At 40.0% G+C, this 16,876-nt stretch carries 15 protein-coding genes; 8 read left to right on the top strand and 7 right to left on the bottom strand.

The features are described 5' to 3' along the window. Positions 1 to 21 precede the first annotated feature (21 nt). Both WG954_RS10670 and WG954_RS10665 read left to right on the top strand, forming a co-directional pair. Positions 22 to 1,341, top strand: coding sequence for a hypothetical protein (locus WG954_RS10670; RefSeq protein WP_340436281.1), 1,320 nt, complete (start codon positions 22 to 24; stop codon positions 1,339 to 1,341). 59 nt (positions 1,342 to 1,400) lie between these two features. Beyond that, complete coding sequence (locus tag WG954_RS10665) at positions 1,401 to 2,003, top strand: YceI family protein (protein WP_340436279.1); 603 nt, start codon at positions 1,401 to 1,403, stop codon at positions 2,001 to 2,003. A 55-nt stretch (positions 2,004 to 2,058) separates the two neighbouring features. On the opposite strand, the gene WG954_RS10660 is transcribed toward WG954_RS10665, so the two are convergent. The 4 genes from WG954_RS10660 to WG954_RS10645 all read right to left on the bottom strand — a co-directional run bounded on the left by WG954_RS10660 (position 2,059) and on the right by WG954_RS10645 (position 7,337). Then, positions 2,059 to 2,877, bottom strand: a complete 819-nt coding sequence (locus WG954_RS10660) for an alpha/beta hydrolase (RefSeq protein ID WP_340436278.1) — start codon at positions 2,875 to 2,877, stop codon at positions 2,059 to 2,061. A gap of 2 nt (positions 2,878 to 2,879) precedes the next feature. Continuing rightward, the gene (locus WG954_RS10655) at positions 2,880 to 3,668 is read right to left on the bottom strand and encodes an alpha/beta hydrolase (protein ID WP_340436277.1); all 789 of its coding nucleotides are present in this window, start codon (positions 3,666 to 3,668) and stop codon (positions 2,880 to 2,882) included. A gap of 133 nt (positions 3,669 to 3,801) precedes the next feature. Continuing rightward, positions 3,802 to 5,790, bottom strand: coding sequence for a KUP/HAK/KT family potassium transporter (locus tag WG954_RS10650; protein ID WP_340436276.1), 1,989 nt, complete (start codon positions 5,788 to 5,790; stop codon positions 3,802 to 3,804). Between the two features lie 209 nt (positions 5,791 to 5,999). Continuing rightward, positions 6,000 to 7,337: an S-adenosylmethionine:tRNA ribosyltransferase-isomerase gene (locus tag WG954_RS10645; protein WP_340436273.1), complete on the bottom strand. Its 1,338-nt coding sequence runs from the start codon at positions 7,335 to 7,337 to the stop codon at positions 6,000 to 6,002. Between the two features lie 101 nt (positions 7,338 to 7,438). Between WG954_RS10645 and WG954_RS10640 the strand changes: the two genes are divergently transcribed. From WG954_RS10640 to WG954_RS10625, 4 genes are all read left to right on the top strand, one after another. Continuing rightward, positions 7,439 to 9,364: a PAS domain-containing protein gene (locus WG954_RS10640; RefSeq protein ID WP_340436272.1), complete on the top strand. Its 1,926-nt coding sequence runs from the start codon at positions 7,439 to 7,441 to the stop codon at positions 9,362 to 9,364. Positions 9,365 to 9,461: 97 nt separating this feature from the next. After that, a complete protein-coding gene (locus WG954_RS10635) occupies positions 9,462 to 9,962 on the top strand; it encodes a hypothetical protein (RefSeq protein WP_340436270.1) in 501 nt (166 codons plus the stop codon). A gap of 60 nt (positions 9,963 to 10,022) precedes the next feature. Then, a complete protein-coding gene (locus tag WG954_RS10630; protein WP_340436268.1) occupies positions 10,023 to 11,054 on the top strand; it encodes an LLM class flavin-dependent oxidoreductase in 1,032 nt (343 codons plus the stop codon). A 292-nt stretch (positions 11,055 to 11,346) separates the two neighbouring features. Continuing rightward, on the top strand, positions 11,347 to 11,715 hold the full coding sequence (locus tag WG954_RS10625) for a hypothetical protein (protein WP_340436267.1): 369 nt from the start codon (positions 11,347 to 11,349) through the stop codon (positions 11,713 to 11,715). Positions 11,716 to 12,197: 482 nt separating this feature from the next. Here WG954_RS10625 and WG954_RS10620 read toward each other — a convergent pair whose 3' ends face one another. Further along, positions 12,198 to 13,199, bottom strand: a complete 1,002-nt coding sequence (locus WG954_RS10620) for an NADP-dependent oxidoreductase (RefSeq protein ID WP_340436265.1) — start codon at positions 13,197 to 13,199, stop codon at positions 12,198 to 12,200. A 10-nt stretch (positions 13,200 to 13,209) separates the two neighbouring features. Continuing rightward, positions 13,210 to 14,085 (bottom strand): alpha/beta fold hydrolase, encoded by an 876-nt coding sequence (locus WG954_RS10615; RefSeq protein ID WP_340436262.1) that lies wholly within the window; start codon positions 14,083 to 14,085, stop codon positions 13,210 to 13,212. A 217-nt stretch (positions 14,086 to 14,302) separates the two neighbouring features. On the opposite strand from WG954_RS10615, the gene WG954_RS10610 reads away from it, so the two are divergent. Next, the gene (locus WG954_RS10610) at positions 14,303 to 14,716 is read left to right on the top strand and encodes a winged helix-turn-helix transcriptional regulator (protein WP_340436260.1); all 414 of its coding nucleotides are present in this window, start codon (positions 14,303 to 14,305) and stop codon (positions 14,714 to 14,716) included. Between the two features lie 76 nt (positions 14,717 to 14,792). Here WG954_RS10610 and WG954_RS10605 read toward each other — a convergent pair whose 3' ends face one another. Beyond that, positions 14,793 to 15,875, bottom strand: coding sequence for a DNA topoisomerase IB (locus WG954_RS10605; protein WP_340436257.1), 1,083 nt, complete (start codon positions 15,873 to 15,875; stop codon positions 14,793 to 14,795). A 306-nt stretch (positions 15,876 to 16,181) separates the two neighbouring features. Here WG954_RS10605 and WG954_RS10600 point away from each other — a divergent pair, with 306 nt between their 5' ends. Next, complete coding sequence (locus WG954_RS10600; RefSeq protein WP_340436255.1) at positions 16,182 to 16,709, top strand: GAF domain-containing protein; 528 nt, start codon at positions 16,182 to 16,184, stop codon at positions 16,707 to 16,709. Positions 16,710 to 16,876 lie beyond the last annotated feature (167 nt).

Genomic DNA, 16,876 nt, shown 5'->3' with positions numbered 1-16,876 from the left:
ATAACAATTAAACAAACAAATATGAAACCTTTCCTTACAAACTGTCTGAGAAAATGTGCTGCAATAGCACTTCTTCTATCACCTTTAGCAATGCAAGGTCAGCAGGCAAAAATTCAAAACTGGCGTCCTTATGATCAAAGTGGTATCAATGTATTCGAATCTCCAAAAGACAGCGCAACTACTTTTGATGGTTTAAAAGTTCGCATTGGTGCAGGATTTACACAACAGTTTCAAAGCTTGAAACATAAAAACACATCTGGAAGTCCAGCATTATATCCCCGTTTAAAATCCGGTTTCAACCTGGCACAAGCAAACTTAAATATTGATGTGCAATTGGCTGATGGTATCGCATTGAACCTGGTTACTTATCTTTCTGCACGTCACCACAATGAAGCGTGGGTAAAAGGTGGTTACATCCAGTTCGATAAAGTTCCATTCAAAGGAAAAGTTTGGGACGATATCATGAAAGTTGTAACGCTCAAAATCGGTCACTATGAATTAAACTATGGCGATCAACACTTCCGTCGTTCAGATGGTGGACAAACTCTCTACAATCCCTTCATTGAAAACTATATCATGGATGCTTTTGCAACAGAAGTAGGTGCTGAAGTCATCTTACGTAAAGGCGATATTACCGGCGTGGTAAGTGCTTCTAACGGATTGATCAATGGTGGTGTACAGGCTCCATTGGAACCAGGCAGCACTACTGAAACTTACAAACGCAATCCATCTCTCATTGCAAAACTTGCTTATGACAAAAAGTTTGATGAGAACTTCAGATTAAGAGTAGCAGGTTCAGTATTTCATAACAGCAGCTCTGGCCGCAGCACATTGTATGCAGGCGACCGTACCGGTAGTAACTATTGGTTTGCAATGGAAGCAGCAAATGCAACTGCAAAAGACAACTTTACTTCAGGACGTATCAGCCCCAACTTTACTAACCAGATCACTGCATTACAATTCAATGCTTTGGTAAGAGCTTACGGTTTTGAGTTCTTTGGCACATTTGAAAATGCACAAGGCCGCACTATCAATGAAAAAGTAGCTGGTACAGCAAAACGTAAAGTAAACCAGTTCGCCGTAGACGGTATTTATAGAATTGGTGCTAAAGAAAATGTATTCCTTGGTGTACGCTACAACCAGGTAAAAGGCGAATTGATCAATAAAACCACTGAGCAAACTGTTGATCGTGTAGCATTTGGCGCAGGCTGGTTCTTAACTAAAAACGTTCTTCTGAAAGGCGAATACGTTAATCAGAACTACAAAGGATATGCAACAGGAAATATACTGAACGGAGGCAACTTTAAAGGAGTGGTTGTTGAAGCAGTAGTAGGATTCTAATTGCACAAACTAACAAAGCCCTGTTGAACAAACGGGGCTTTGTTCATTCTAAACCAACCATGTTACGTCTGTTTCTCATATTAGCTCTCTTCATGCTCTCAGCTGATAAGCTTACTCCCATCAGGCTGGCGTATCATATTGATGAAAAAAGCCAACTCTATCTCCTCGGTTCAACTAATGTGAACACATTCAAGTGCGATTGTAAAGACAAGTTTCAACCTTCAATTCTGGAAGGTGAGATCAATCCGTCAACAAGGCTGATTCAATTCAGGAATGCAAAACTCCACATCAAAACAAAATTACTGAGCTGCAGAAATAATGTGATGAACAGGGATATGCACAAAGCATTAAAGGCAGAAGAGTTTCCCTTTATTACTGTTGATCTGTTAAACGCACAGCCACTGCATAACGAAAAAGAAATGCAGCCCGGCAAAGTGTACAGTTACAATGTTAACACCGTTATGCATATTGCCGGTATCAGCAAACCACAATTAATGCAGGTAAAGTTTTTACGCACCAAAGACAATCTTTACAAACTCACTGCAAGTAAAGATATTCTTATGAGTGATTACAATATCCATCCACGCACTCCCTTCAACATCATCAAGATCGATGATATTATTACGATCCATTTTGAATTGCTGGTAACTGCAGGAAAGTAATTCACCTCCCACTCTCTTTTTCGTAAAGATGTCTCCTTGAGTAGACGATCAAAAATCATCTCAGCAAACTATCCAGCTTCTGCTGAAACATTTTATACTTTGCCAGGTTATTATGACCACCTTTTTCAATGGTGATAAACTCATCGCCTTTTTTCATCAAAGGTTTTAAGCGGCTGCTGTGTTTGTAAGGTATCACCCCATCCTTTGTACCATGAAAAATTGTAACAGGTACTCTCACAGTTTGTAAATATTCGTACAAAGGAAATTGATATCGCACAAGAAACTGTACCGGATACATCGGGAAATGTGCACCTGCCAGTTCGGGTAAACTGTAGTAAGGTGTTTCAAGGATCAACCTCTTGCAGGTTTGGTTACTTGCCAGTTCTGTTGCCACACCTGTTCCCAACGATCGTCCATAGATGATCATTTGCTCAGGAGTAAATCGTTTGCCCGCAAGTTTATAAATGGTATGTGCATCATCATACATGCGTTCTTCATTGAACTTACCTGTTGTTTTTCCAAAGCCGGGATAATCCGGCATCCATACTTCATAGCCATGTTTTGTAAAACATACAGAAGCCTTCGCATAGCGGTTAATATTTTCCCTGTTGCCATGGAAGTACAACACAATTCCTTTAGAGGATGCTGTGTCTGCCGGAAAGAATTTTACAAAGTTGAGAGTAGATGACTCATCAACAGGAATATTCACTTCTTCGTGTGGTCCTTCAAAACGAAAAGGCTCTCCCGCACGAATTTTTTTTGGATGAAAGAAGATGGTTTCCTGCAGGTACCACAGTGCAACTCCACCAATGAGGTAAAGCGCAACGATTATCTTGAATATATTCTTTAATCTTCGCTTTGTTTTTAACTGCATACTTATACTTTCAATATATCACGGATAAAATTATGATACTCGGGAAAAGAAGGCAGATTATTATGTCCGCCACCATGAATACGGATAAGAGTAATACGTCGTGGATTGATCTGCTGCAGCCGTTCGCTATGCCTGAGAGGTATCAACCAATCCTTGGTGCCATGCAGGATATAAGTATGACATTTTACCTGCTGTATCCATTTATCTGTGCGCAAATGATAACGCAATACAAAACGTATGGGTAAAAATGGAAGAAAACGTTCCACCACTTTTCGGAAACTGTAATACGGTGCATCAAGAATTAAATAACGTGGATGATTATCTGCTGCCAGTTTACTTGCAAAACCACTGCCCATGCTTCGTCCGTAAACCAAAATATGATCTTCCGGAAACTGCAGGCACAACTGATCATAGACGAACTGCATGTCACGCAACATGGCAACTTCACTTCGTTTGCCAATACTTTTTCCGAAACCACGGTAATCAACCAGCAATACATCGTACCCAAACCGAAAAAAATCACGTGCATATTTACCCCAGCCTTTAATACTGCGGGTGTTGCCATGAAAGTAAATGATTAGTCCGTGAGGTTTTTTTACGTTGAAATGAATACCACTGATGGTAACACCTGGCTCGGGGTTAAAACTTACCTCTTTAAACGGAGCATCGTACTTAAATTCAAAATCGGCTGCCAGTTTCTCCGGCTTAAAAATAAATTTCTCCTGGATGAAATATGCGATCACCATCAACAGGACATAACCGATAATGATATAGAGAATGGTTGAAGACAAAAGATGGTTATAGTTTTTGGTTTCTGGTTTTTAGTTGGCAGGTACTGGTATCTTCAAAAGCAAAACTGAAATTAATCAGAATATTAATATTGATGAACAATAAACCACAAACTATAAACAATAAACTATAAACCTATTCTTCATCCTCTTCGTTGTAAATACGTTTCAACTTCAAACTGCTGATTGGTGCCACGATCAATGGGAATTTCTCAACGGCAACATTACTCTGATCAAGACCAAAGCCTTTCTCTTCGCTCAGTCCAAGCTTCTTCACCATAAAGTAGAAACGCATAATGATGCGTTCAAAGAAAGGCAATTCGTTATCCTGGCTCAGGAATTTCTCCATTACCACAAATTGAAAATCGCCCACCACATTATTACGTTGCAAACTTTCGTAACGGCTGGTAATGTTCACTTCTTTGTTGCTCACCATGTCTTCCACCACTTTGCGGAACATAAGGTTAATGCGAGGTTGCATACGGAAACCCAAACGGAATTCAACCCTTATCACTTCATTGGGAATAATGGTGCTTACTTCATACTCGCAGGTATAAGGATCATCCAATGTATCAACATGTACGAACCAGTAAATATCGGCACGTTTTGGCTTGCGGTTAAGGATGGAATAAATGATTTTATGTTCTATTTCTTTTGGATTGTTTGCACTGGTGAGGTAAACAAGATGCGTTGCATGTTTGGTTACCGTCATATCATTACTTAATTCCTGCAACATAGGCAGGTAATGATCTAACCGCACAAACTCCACGTAACGGTTTTTAATTTTACGTGCACGGTACCATACATACATCACCATAAACATCACGAACCCGATAATAAGTGTAATATAACCGCCATGTAAAAACTTATCCATTAATGCCACCAGGTAAGCAGCTTCTATCGTGAGATACCCAACCAGGAATATCCAGATGTAAATAGGTTTAACCCGATGCAACACCAGGAAGTTAGCAAACAGCATCGTGGTCATGATCATGGTAACAATGATGGCCAGGCCATACGCCGCTTCCATTTTTGATGATTCCTGGAAATACAACACCACGAACGTACAACCGAGGAACATGAAAAGATTCATGCCCGGAATGAACAGCTGTCCTCTTTCTTCACTTGGGTAAACAATTTTCAAACGGGGCCACAGGTTCAAACGCATGGCTTCACTAATGAGCGTAAACGCTCCTGAGATCATGGCCTGGCTGGCAATAATTGCAGCCGAAGTAGCAATGGCAACACCAATGATAATAAACCAATGCGGCATAAGATCGTAGAATGCGTGAATGCCGGATTCTGCTTTAAACGTGCTGTCTATAAGTTTACCATTATAGTTTGCAAGAAGGGATGCGCCTTGTCCAAAGTAGTTAATGAGCAAACAAATCTTTACATATACCCAGGAGATACGGATATTCTCTTTTCCGCAATGGCCCAAATCGCTATACAAAGCTTCGGCGCCGGTGGTACAAAGAAACACGGCACCTAACAACCAGAAACCTTCGGGATAAGTGGCAAGAAAATCGTACGCATAATATGGGTTCAATGCTTTGAAAATGGAGAGATCATCAAACACATGCGCAGCACCAAGTATGGCCAGCATGGTAAACCAAACCGTCATTACCGGGCCAAACAGTTTACCAATAGAACCGGTACCAAACTGCTGCATAAAAAAGAACAGCGATAGAATGATCAATACTATAGTTACAACCGTGTTCACAGGCATATCACGCAATTGGGGCAGCACTTTCAAACCTTCAATAGCAGAAGTAATAGAAATAGGGGGAGTAATAATACCATCAGCCAGCAGCGATGCCCCACCGATCATAGCCGGAATTACCAGCCATTTTCGCCTGCGCCGCACCAACGCATACAACGCAAATGTGCCTCCTTCCCCACGGTTATCGGCCCGCAGGATCATGATCACATACTTGATAGTGGTTTGTAAAGTCAGTGTCCAGATAATACAGGACAATGTGCCAACGATGAGTGTTTCTGAGATGACCCGGTTACCAATGATAGCATTGTAAACGTACAGGGGAGAAGTTCCGATGTCGCCATAAATAATGCCTAACGCAATTAACAAGCCGGCCGCTGTTACTTTTGATGTGTGCTTTCCCACAAATAATATTTAAGTGAGGATACGAACCAATTTGGTTGATTGGTTTTCCCGAACTGAAATCAAAGGTAATAGAAGGATACATATGTGCAAGAAAAATCGGTGAAAGCTGCGGCGGCTAGCTAGTAGACGTTAGTAAGATGCCAGCCGATTGTCGGCAATCTTTAGTCTTTAGTCAGAATTCCTATTCACTAACTACTATCGGATGAAGACTATTCCCTTTCCGCCACCCACAACAAACTCCCATCGCCATAACTCAAAAAACGGAAGTTATTGGCCATAGCATGGTCATATACCTTCTTCCAATCGCTGCCAATTAAAGCAGCCACTAATAATAATAAAGTGGAATTGGGTTGATGAAAATTGGTGATGATGGCTGAAGCAATACGTGCCTTGTAACCAGGTGCTATTAATATTTGTGTATGACAGATAAGTTGGTTGAGTCGATGTTGTTTCATCCAATCAAGCAATGCCTGCAGAGCTTCTGTTGCTGCGATTTGCTGTTTCGGCAGATCGTATGCGTCCCATTGCTGCACTTCCAATTCTTCAATACTTGCATGGGGGTTGATGATGGCTTTAACACCCATCCAGTACAAACTTTCAATACTTCGAAGTGAAGTGGTGCCCACAGCAATAATGTTGCCGGGTAATTGTTTCAACAGATATTCAATCGTATCAGCAGTTACTTCTATCCACTCACGGTGCATATTGTGTTGCAGCATGGTTTCACTCTTCACCGGTTGAAACGTACCCGCTCCCACATGCAGTGTAACAAATTGTTTTTTGATACCATGCTCCTGCAACTGCTGAAATAATAAAGGAGTAAAATGCAACCCTGCTGTTGGTGCGGCTACGCTACCCTCCTGTCTTGCATAAACGGTTTGATAGCGATCATAGTCAGCTGCTTCTGTTTGCCGTTGCAGGTATGGGGGCAAAGGCAGTACACCGGCAAAGTGTAACAACTCAGCAAACGTGAAATGTGTATTGTCCCAGCTAAACTCAATTTCAAAAGAACCTTGCTCCTGTTTTAGTTTTTCAGCTTTTAGTAACACATTCCCTTTTGGTGTGTTGAGTTGTTTCTCAAGGAACTGTTGTTTCCATTTGCCTGCACCACCAACAAGACAAGTCCAGCGTACAGATCCCTGGCTCATCATAGCCTGTGTAAGTTCAACACCTGCAGCAGGCTCTAAACAGAATATTTCAATAATGCTGCCGGTTGATTTATGAAAGAGAATGCGTGCTTCAATTACCTTGGTATTGTTGAACACCAGTAAACTGTGGGCAGGTAAATATGAAGGCAGGTTACGGTACACATCTTCGCAGATGTTACCTTCTTTATAAATGAGCAATTTGCTGAGGTCACGTTCAGCTAACGGGTAACGGGCAATACGTTCATCAGGCAATTCATATGTAAAATCTTTTATTTGTAGCTGCGAGGGATGCATAAGTGCAAAGAAAAAGAAATTGTGCGAACCGGTCATTTTGAAGGCGTGCACACAAACTGCACCAGAGGAAAAATCATTTGAATAAAGTTGTTGTTCATGCAACATTTATAGCTCTGGATTGATCAGCAAAAAAAATCAACCCGGAAAATCGTCCAAACTCGTTAATATTGCTTGTCCTTTTATCCCAAAAAACTCGCATCCTTCCTTTGAACCGTATTTCATTTTATCTGACAAGAGCCTCTGCAATTATTGTGATTGCAATAGTTTTATTAGTGTTGTGGGGCTGGCAGCAAGACAATCTTTTCCTGAAACAGATCATGCCGGAAATGGTTGCCATGAACCCCATGACAGCCATCGCTTTTCTTTTTAGCAGCTTCTCTTTTTTGCTTTCGCAGGAAAAAGGCTACAAACTTGTTGTTGCAAAAAGTCTTGCAATACTCGTTATCATCATTGCAGTTTTACGTCTTCTTGCTGTTATTGACTTGTATGATTTAGGTATCGATCGTTTGCTCTTCACAAATGAAGTACAATCCACTTTATACAAAGGTGAAGCTAATTATATGGTAGCGCATGCCGCAGCTGGTTTTTTGCTGGTAGGTACTTCACTTCTTTTATTACTTAGCAATCGCATCGAAGCATCGCAATGGATTGCTCTGCCAGTAAACGGGTTGGGTATTCTTTCTGTGATTGGCTATATCTATCACCTCAGTTCAAATTATTTGATCACTTCTTTTACGCCCATGGCCTTTCATACCGGCATCTGCTTCATGCTATTTTCAATGGCGTTATTGTTAGCAAAAAGCAGGCGTGGTTTTGTAGCTGAAATAACCAATATGCATGCCGGCGGTAAAGCGGCACGTTTATTATTACCTGCTCTGGTTATCATTCCGGTTGTGCTGGGTTATTATGTTTTAACGGGTATGTTAAGAGAGCGTTTTTCGGTTGTGGTATGGGTATCCCTCTTTGTATGTGCCGTAATTTTTATGTTTGGCGTATTGATTTGGGCAACTGCCTACATCATCAACAAGTCTGAAATAAAACGATTACAGGAGAAGAGGATTGCTGAAGAACAGCGGCGCCAATTGGTGGAATATAAATTTAAACAGTCGCAGGAACGTTATTATACTTTAATGAATAGTGTAGATGGTATAGTGTGGGAAGCAGATGCACTAACAATGGAATTCACATTTGTGAGCAAGCAAGCAGAAAGGATGTTGGGTTATCCTGTTGAAAGATGGATCAATGAACCAAACTTCTGGGCTCACCATATTTATGAAGAAGACCGCACATGGGCAGTTAACTACTGTGCACAATCAACATCTGAAGGAAAATCGCATCAGTTCGAATACAGGATGATCGCAGCTGACGGTCGCATTCTTTGGCTGCGTGATATAGTGGCGGTAAGTGTGGAGGATGGGAAGCCTTCAAAACTGAGTGGTATCATGGTTGATATTACTGAGCAACGGCAACTGGAGAAAAATCTCCAGGAAAAGGAACTTTCGCAACAAAAACTTATTACCGAAATAACCATATTGGCGCAGGAAAAAGAACGTAATGAACTTGGGCTTGAGCTACACGATAATATTAATCAGTTACTGAGCGTAGTGAAACTTTACCTGGGTGTGGCTAAAACAGAAAAAACATTTAATGAAGAGATCATTGAACGGTGTTACCTGCATCTTGAAGAAGCAATGCAGGATATCCGGAAATTATCCCATTCGCTTGTGGCGCCTTCACTCGGTCATAACGGATTGACAGAAGCACTGGAAGATCTGGTTGAAAGTGTGCAGGAACCAAATAAGCTAAGCGTGCAATTATTGGTTGATAAAAATTATGATGCATTGCAGGTTGATAAAAATAAAGAACTGATGATCTACCGCATTGTGCAGGAACAGCTGAACAATATTCTTAAGTATGCAAAGGCAACTGAGGTAACAATTCGATTACAAGAAACAGACAATCATCTCATTCTTTTTATTCATGATAACGGAGTGGGTTTTGATGTTCAGCAACAAGGCAACGGAATCGGTTTAAAAAATATCAACAGTCGTGTTAATTTCTATTCAGGTAAAATGCAACTTGCCTCAGCACCTGGCGAAGGCTGCACATTAGAGGTGTCTATCCCTAATTGACAACTGATTACCTGCGTTAACGTTTGATTAACGGAGCATGTTTAGCGATGAATTAAATTCGTTCATGCCCATTTAATTACTTCACTTAACAACTATTATGAAAAAATTATTTCTGCTGACCGCATTACTTGTTTCATATAATTTTACCTATGCCCAATGCGACAGAACAGTAACCTTTAAATGTGACAAAGCAAGAGATTTTAAGAATGGCGTTCTCAATACAGAAATGCCAATGGAGTCAACCATTACAATCGACAGCAGCAAAATCACTTTAACAGCTACAATGAATGGTGAAACAGAAACGGTTGAAGGGGAGATCACTGAAATATCTGTTTGCGATTGGAAAGAATTTCTTGTAAATGGGAAAGCTCAATACAAAGCTCTCCTCAAAAAAGCGAATGATCAGCCACAAGAATCTGTAATAGACGTTGTGAGTGAAAATGGAAACATAAAAATATCATTGGCTTTGGCGTCCGACACAAGCAACAAGATACAGGTTGATGTTGCAGAATACAAAATTACTGAACCTGCCGACCCAAGTACAAAAGAAGAACCTCTGAAGAAAGGAAAGAAGAAAAAGAAAACAACTGCTGCTTAGCATCTCAGCCCATTCTCCAAACTCTTCTCTCGCCTATCTTTGCATTCAAAATAAATTTCTATGGAATTAGGCGTGGGCATGTTCGGCGATAATCATTACGATGCGGCAGGTAACCCGTTATCTGCCGGTGAACGGTTGCGTGAATTAATTGAAGAGATAAAATTGATGGATGAAGTTGGTCTCGACTTTTACGGCATAGGTGAACATCATCGTCCTGATTATGCTGTATCAACACCTGAAATTATTTTAGCCGCAGCAGCAACTGTTACAAAGAATATTAAACTGGGCAGTGCCGTAACAGTATTAAGTTCAGCCGATCCTGTTCGTGTGTACCAAAGTTTTGCAACCATTGATCAATTGAGTAACGGCCGTGCTGAGCTCGTTGCAGGTCGTGGCAGTTTTATTGAATCGTTTCCATTGTATGGTTACAACCTGAGCGATTATGATGGATTGTTCGACGAAAAGTTAGACCTGTTGCAAAAAATAAATAATCAAAACCCGATTACCTGGAAAGGAAAATACCGAGCTGCATTAAATAACCAGCAAATACTGCCACGTGCGGTGAATGATCATCTCAACATTTGGGTGGCTGTTGGTGGCACACCGGAATCTGTATTGCGTGCTGGTAAGGCCGGCTTGCCTGTGATCTTTGCTATTATTGGGGGAAGCCCGGTACAATTTCAACCGCTGTTCGATTATTATAAAAAAGTGTACCAGCATTTTGAGCACGATATGAATAAGTTTGAAGTGGGTGTGCACATGCATTGTTTCTTTGGAGAAAACAGTAAACAGGTTGCGGATGAATATTATCCTTTATACGCTGCACAAATGACCCGAGTGGGCAGCAGTCGTGGATGGCCCGCCTATCAGCGTAATCAATTTGATTTTGGAAGAGGCAAAGAGGGAGCATTGATCATTGGAGATGCCAATGAAGCAATTGATAAAATTTTACAGATGCAGGAGATGTTTGGCTTAACACGTTTCTCAGCACATATGGATGTTGGTGGCCCATCGCATGCATCGTTAATGAAGTCAATTGAGTTATTTGGAACGAAGATCGCTCCGAAGGTGCGGGAAGCCTTGAAGAAATAAACCAAGTGTTTATTTACTTAAGCCCACTACCTGATGGAATAGCTGCCTTATTTTATCCTGCTATATTTATACAAAAACAAGATGCAGCAAATCCTAAAAAGAAATAACTATTCAAATTGCCTGGATGCGCTCTTATTTTAATTGTTCTATAGCGTTTAGTAGATAGATACCTGAGGCAGTAATTTCTAATAACAATTCCCGGTTAGAATTATAACTATTGAGTTGTTCTATGCCTTTAAACCGGCATTAACCTGTCTGCTTACAGGGTGAAAAGTGGCTTAAAAAGCGAAAGATGAGCGAAGGATGCTTGCATTTGCGTGTTATATTGTTTATCTTGTTTATTCAAATGCCTGTATTTATGGCAAGAACAAGCAATAACATTGTTACAAAAGGATTGAGAGGCCAGATCGGCAAACAACTTGTATTTAAGCAATATGGGAAGAAAACAGTGGTGACCCGTTACCCTGATATGAGCAAGGTGTTACCAAGTCCACTACAAAAACAACAAAGAAGCGGTTTTGCTGAAGCGGTTGCTTACGCACAATCTATCAATAACGATCCCATATTAAAAGCGAAGTATGCAAAAAAAGTAAAGAAGGGAAAGTCAGTGTTTCAATATGCGATTCAGGAATTTTTAAAGAACAAGAAAGTTGATGGATAATAGTTCATGAAAGAAAACCATTATTAAAAAGGTAGAAGTAATTACTTTAGCATTATAACAGAAAAGACCATACACGAAGGAAGAAATGTAAAACGTATCCGTGAGATACTTGGTATTAAGCAGGATGCACTTGCCATGGAATTAGAAAAAAAGATTGAACGTCCGCCATTGGTAACGGCGGACTTTTTTTAAAGTTTATTTTCTGCTAAAGAATTAAGAACTTAGGACTGCATTATTGCCGTTGTTGGTATTCTTTGCCCAATTATAATTCTAATGTTCGCCGCCGTTTTGTGTTATCACCATCGGCACATGCATTGCTGCAGAATATAAATTCTTTGTTGGTGATACGTTCCAAAACGCTCAGTACACACAAGAAGGTCTGTGATAGTTTTTGTTTACCATCCACAGCAATCGCCTCATTTTTGCACAATCAACATATTAACATCATTCAACCAAAGCACTTCAACCCTGTGCAATGGATGTTAGTTCACCTTCACAACAACTTTGCCCTTTGTACGACCTGTTTCCACATAGGCTATCGCTTCATTTGTTTGTTCAAACTGAAACACTTTATCCATTACAGGTTTTATTATGCCTTGCTCTATCAGTTTTGTAAGTTCACTTAATTGTTCGCCCTGTGCCCGCATAAAAAGAAAAGAATAGTTTAGGTCAAGACGTTTTGCTTTTTTCTTAATGCCTGCACTCAAAAATTTCGTCACTGTTTTCAAAAACCAGGTGGAATTAATTTGTTTTGCAAAGTCCACATCAGGCGGACCAGAAATTGAAATAACTTTTCCGCCTGGTTTTAATACCCGCAACGATTTTTCAAGCGACTTTTTATCCTGGCTGTTCAACACTACATCGTAACCTTTTAGTACGGTTTCAAAATCCTCCTTTCTGTAATCAATCACAACATCTGCTCCCAGGCATTTTACCAAATCAAAATTTGCCGCACTTGTTGTTGTAGCCACAGTTGCACCCAAATGTTTTGCTAACTGAATGGCGAATGTGCCTACACCACCAGAGCCTGCCTGGATAAAAACCTTTTGCCCTTTTTTCAGGTTTGCTTTTTCAACAAGTGTCTGCCATGCTGTTAATCCAACCAATGGAATAGAAGCAGCTTCTTCCATCGAAAGATTTTTTGGTTTAAGTGCCACATCGTTTTCATTCATTGCAATAAATTCTGCAAAGGTACCAATGCGATGATCGGCAGGTCTTGCATATACTTCATCACCAATTTTGAATTTCTTAACTTTTGCACCAACTTTTGTTACTACACCTGCCACATCGTGCCCCAACGTAAATGGAGTTTTATAAGGCAAGATCATTTTGAATTCGCCATCCCTGATTTTTGAATCTAACAGGTTTACACCTGCTGCATGTACTTGAACCAATATGTCCGTTTCTTTTACAAGCGGTTCGGCCAATTGAGTGAGCTGTAATTTTTCATTTTTGCCATAGCGCTTTACTATGAATGCTTTCATGTTTATATTTTTAGTTTAATAAAAACCTTAATGCCTGTGTGATAAATTCTTTGTGATATTGAAAGATGCCACCATGGCCTGAATTGGGATAAATGATAATTTCAGCATTTGGAAAACGCTTTGCCAGATCATACGAATTGGGTGTTGGAACCATTCTGTCATGATCACCATTTGCTACTAATACAGGATGATTAAAAATGCTCAGATCGGCAGGGGTTTCATGCCCCCAGGCTGCAATGGCTTGCAGCTGTTTTTTCAATACACTCAGTTTTACTTTCTTATCCCGGTTTTCTGTTCTTTCGTTTAAACGTTTCAGAAAATCACGGGCTGCTTCTTTACCCACTTTGTTTTGTGTAAAGAATAAATAAAACTTGGGGTCTCTGAAAGTGAGGATGCCTTTAAAAACATCCTTATACGTTAAACCAACCACATCGCTAACGCCCTCTCCACCTCTTGGGCCCGTACCTGCAAGTATTATTTTACGTACCAACTGTGGTTCCACTAAAAGTAATTCCTGGGTAATAAAACCACCCATGGAAAAAGCCACGATATCAACTTGCTTGTATCCCAAGGCATGAATAAAAGCAATTGCATCTTTTGCCATATCGGCAATACTTGTTCCCTGCTCGCCGGTTGTTGCACCAACGCCCCTGTAATCAAAGGAAATAATATGACGGTGTGCTGCAATTGCATCCATAATTCTTGGATCGCAATTGTCAAGGTTTGCCGTTAAGTGATTGAGATAAATAACAGGTATGTCGCCTTTTTTACCGTAAGAACGATAGGCGATTTTTATTCCGTTAGCCTCCACAAACTTTGTGGGAACTGTTGCGTAAGTGTAACCGGCATTCGTTGCGTTTCCACTTTGTTTAGTTGTTGTTGTCATGATTGAAATAGTTTGATTGGTTGTTGTGTAAATAAGCTGTTACTAAAGCCTGTGAGTTTCGTGGAGCTTGTTGGCGATGAGTCACCCAAAGCCTGAGGAAGCACCGGTTACTAAAATTGTTTGTTTCATTTCTGATTGCGTTGTATTTTTACTTGCAATTTGCAAGTGCAAGATACAAATCACTTGCAAATTGCAAGTTATTTTAAAAAATATTTTTATGACTCAACTCAAAAAAAGATCAGATTGCCCTGTTAGTAGTTCACTTGATATATGGGGAGATAAGTGGTCGCTGTTGATTATCAGAGACCTTATGATTGCAAAAGAGTGTACTTATGGTGATTTTCTAAAAGCCCCGGAACATATAGCCACAAATATTCTGGCTTCAAGATTACAGATACTTGAAGAAAGCAAGATCATTGAAAAGTTAGAACACCCAGAGAGTAAAGCAAAAGTGTTATATAGGTTAACCAAAAAAGGAATTGACCTGCTTCCTTTAATGATTGAAATAAACTTATGGGCTGAAAAATATTTTACCATACCGGCCGACAGAAAAGCAATGTTGAAAGAAGTGAAAAAAGATAAAGAGGGATTTATAAAGGCGTCCATGAAAGAATTGGAGAAATTGATATAATCTGATCATGTGTTAGTCAGGGGCTGGCGTCAGCGGCACTTTGCAAGCATAACTTCAACCAAATAAAATCTTATCCCTACTGCTTCAAGATTTTCATCAACTCTTTTTCAACCGTCGAGAGGCCGGTTGCATTGTCGTTCTTTTCAATTTTATTCAACCCGCTAAAATATCCTTGTATAGTTTTATTTTCATACCAGGTGAGGAGTTTGGGGTGCACATAATATTTTCTACAGACGGTTCTTGTATTACCTAATTTCTCCGCTACTATATCCAATGCACTGACGATATTTTTTTTAATGTTGCTTTCTTCTTCTTCCATTCCCATATCAGAAAGAGCAAGAAAAGCATGCAGGGTGCCTGCCCATGTACGAAAATCTTTTGCCGTAAAATCCTGGCCGCTGATCTCCCGTATATAATCATTCACCATGCCTGAATCAACTGGCTTGCGATCACCGTTCTCATTGTAATACTGAAATAGTTCTTTTCCCGGTATGTCTTTGCATTGCTGCACGAGCTTTGAAAGTTTTTTACTGCGCAGGTCAAGGTTGTGATGAATTCCTTTTTTGCCTTTGAACGAAAATTTGATTCTGCTGTCTTTCACTTCAATATGTTTATCCTTGAAAGTGGTGAGACCAAATGACCCGTATAATTTTTCATACTCATAATTTCCTACTCTGATATGCGTACGTTCCAACAAACTCACGACTAATGCCAATACTTTTCTCAATGGCAACCCGGGTAGTGCAAGATCCTTTTCCATTTGCAGGCGCATTTTAGGCAGCAGTTTCCCAAACTGATACATGCGGTAAAACTTCGTATGATTGCGTAGCTCATTCCACAACGGATGATACTTGTATTGTTTCCGTTTATTGGCATCAAGACCCACCACCTGCAAGTGACCGTTTTCTAAATAACAGATCCATACGTTTTCCCAGGCCGGTGGTATCACCAATGACTTTATGCGCTCAAGGTGTTTCTTGTCATTCAGTCTTTTGTTTTTGAATTTGTAAGAAAAACCTTTGCCGGCCCGTACTCGTTCTATCCCATCATCACTGGAATTTACATATACCAGTTTAACCGCCCTGGCAGTTGCTTCAGGATCATCAATGATCTGCTCAATTTTTGCAGGGCCTATTTTTAACACGGGATCACTGATCATATAAAGTTGCGTTTATCTTGCGTGGATATTTTTGCACATCCTTTCAATACTGCAAGTTCAATGCCCCATATTCAGTTTGCTATTTAAGGCGTAGTATATTCAACTAGCTTTAAAAAATATTGGCGAGGCTACCAATATTGAAGGTATGCCTGTGCCAACAGCATTATATTGGAGAGCAGATCATTGATTTTCAGTTTAAAAAAAATCGGTACAGCATTTGTATTATTAGCAAACTCGCAGGATTTCCCCGAAATTTTAGCAGTATTTCGGACCCTTATTATGAACTAATTATACATTTATTGACCAATGAAAAATTACCAGGAAATTTTTGAGAATTCTTTATTAATGGCTTCAAATGGCGAAAAGAAGGCGAATATTTTAACGTATCTGGCAATCGAATCAGAGAAACTACTTGGGTCTGGTTGCGTTGTCTCCATTTTATTAATTGATCATAATGGTTTACTCCGAAATGGAGCGTCCCCAAATTTACCCTTGGATTATTTAAATGCAATTGATGGAATTCAGCCTCACCCTTCGGTTGGCACGTGTGCTGCAGCCGCAGCAACAGGTAAAATCGTTATCACTGAAAGTTTTCTTGCAGATGATAAATGGTCAGAATTAAAACATCTCCCGCTTTCAATAGGTTATGCAGGAGCATGGAGTGTGCCGATAAAAAATAATCATAATCTTGTTTTAGGAACGATGGGAGTGTATGAAAGAAGTGCTAAACTCCCTCATGCGAATGATGTTAGTGGCATTGAACTTCTTACAAAAGCTGCAGCTCATATACTCGCTCCTATCGAAAACATGTTAAATGAACCCAGCGGGTATTGACAGGGTAGTTTTGACTCCAAGGACTATTGTTTTCAAGACTAAGCAATAAGAAGCAATTAGGTCTTTCACAAAAAATTACCATTACAGACTTTCACAATGCTTTAATAAACTTGCAGCTATCAGCTATCGTCTGTGGTATGTTAATTGAACATACTATTAAAACAAAG

The organism is Lacibacter sp. H375, assembly GCF_037892425.1.
GTDB lineage: Bacteria > Bacteroidota > Bacteroidia > Chitinophagales > Chitinophagaceae > Lacibacter.
The sequence above is the reverse complement of the archived record's forward strand: the minus strand, read 5'-3'. Positions and strand labels throughout refer to the sequence as shown.